The sequence below is a fragment of the uncultured Dokdonia sp. genome, from assembly GCF_947492535.1.
Lineage (GTDB): Bacteria > Bacteroidota > Bacteroidia > Flavobacteriales > Flavobacteriaceae > Dokdonia.
Map to the genome: position 1 here is coordinate 1 of NZ_CANLNH010000037.1, position 1,778 is coordinate 1,778.

1 protein-coding gene is annotated in these 1,778 nt (G+C 42.7%); it reads right to left on the minus strand.

Annotated features, from left to right (window positions below; genetic code table 11):
• Positions 1-1,778, minus strand: a 1,778-nt coding sequence (locus tag Q1A60_RS21435; RefSeq protein WP_300008490.1) for an Ig-like domain-containing protein, incomplete at both ends; no start/stop codon positions are given.

Genomic DNA, 1,778 nt, shown 5'->3' on the forward strand with positions numbered 1-1,778 from the left:
ACTACTACTGTAGCGGTATCCGTAGAGGTCGATCCATCTGGATTCGTCACAACTACTGTATATTCAAAACTATCCGTTCCATTAAAATCAGGATCTGGTGTATAAGTCACCGTACCATCGGACTCGATCGTTACCGTTCCATTGGCTGGATCTGTAACATCAGTCACAACACCAACACCACCATCTAAATCATCATTCCCTAATACATCGATATTAACAGCAACATCCTCATCCGTACTTGCCGTGTCATTCATCGAATCAACATCAGCAATTGGATCTACCGTGATCACTACCGTTGCAGTCTCTGTTGTCGTAGAACCATCCGCATTAGTTACCTCTACTGTATAATCAAAGGTATCCGTGCCATTAAAATCAGGATCTGGCGTATAAGTGACAGTTCCATCTGCATTGATCGTTACCGTTCCATTGGCTGGATCAGTCACATCAGTCACTTCTACATCACTCGTAGGATCAAACGTATCATTATCTAATACATCTACATCTACTGGTGTATCCTCAGCAGTCGTCTCTGCATCATCCATAACATCAACTACTGGATTCACCGTAACTACTACTGTAGCGGTATCCGTAGAGGTCGATCCATCTGGATTCGTCACAACTACTGTATATTCAAAACTATCCGTGCCATTAAAATCAGGATCTGGTGTATAAGTTACCGTTCCATCTGATTCAATAGTTACCGTTCCATTGGCTGGATCTGTAACATCAGTCACAACACCAACACCACCATCTAAATCATCATTCCCTAATACATCAATATTAACAGCAACATCCTCATCCGTACTTGCCGTGTCATTCATCGCATCAACATCAGCAATTGGATCTACTGTGATCACTACCGTTGCAGTCTCTGTTGTCGTAGAACCATCCGCATTAGTTACCTCTACTGTATAATCAAAGGTATCCGTGCCATTAAAATCAGGATCTGGCGTATAAGTCACAGTTCCATCTGCATTGATCGTTACTGTTCCATTGGCTGGATCAGTCACTTCAGTCACTTCTACATCACTCGTAGGATCAAACGTATCATTATCTAATACATCTACATCTACTGGTGTATCCTCTGCAGTCGTCTCTGCATCATCCATCACATCAACTACTGGATTCACCGTAACTACCACTGTAGCGGTATCCGTAGAGGTCGATCCATCTGGATTCGTCACAACTACTGTATATTCAAAACTATCCGTGCCATTAAAATCAGGATCTGGTGTATAAGTCACCGTACCATCGGACTCGATTGTTACCGTTCCATTGGCTGGATCTGTAACATCAGTCACAACGCCAACACCTCCATCTAAATCATCATTCCCTAATACATCGATATTAACAGCAACATCCTCATCCGTACTTGCCGTGTCATTCATCGAATCAACATCAGCGATTGGATCTACCGTGATCACTACCGTTGCCGTCTCTGTTGTCGTAGAACCATCCGCATTAGTTACCTCTACTGTATAATCAAAGGTATCCGTACCATTAAAATCAGGATCTGGCGTATAAGTGACAGTTCCATCTGCATTGATCGTTACTGTTCCATTGGATGGATCAGTCACATCAGTCACTTCTACATCACTCGTAGGATCAAACGTATCATTATCTAATACATCTACATCTACTGGTGTATCCTCAGCGGTCGTCTCTGCATCATCCATCACATCAACTACTGGATTCACCGTAACTACTACTGTAGCGGTATCCGTAGAGGTCGATCCATCTGGATTCGTCACAACTACTGTATATTCAAAACTATCCGT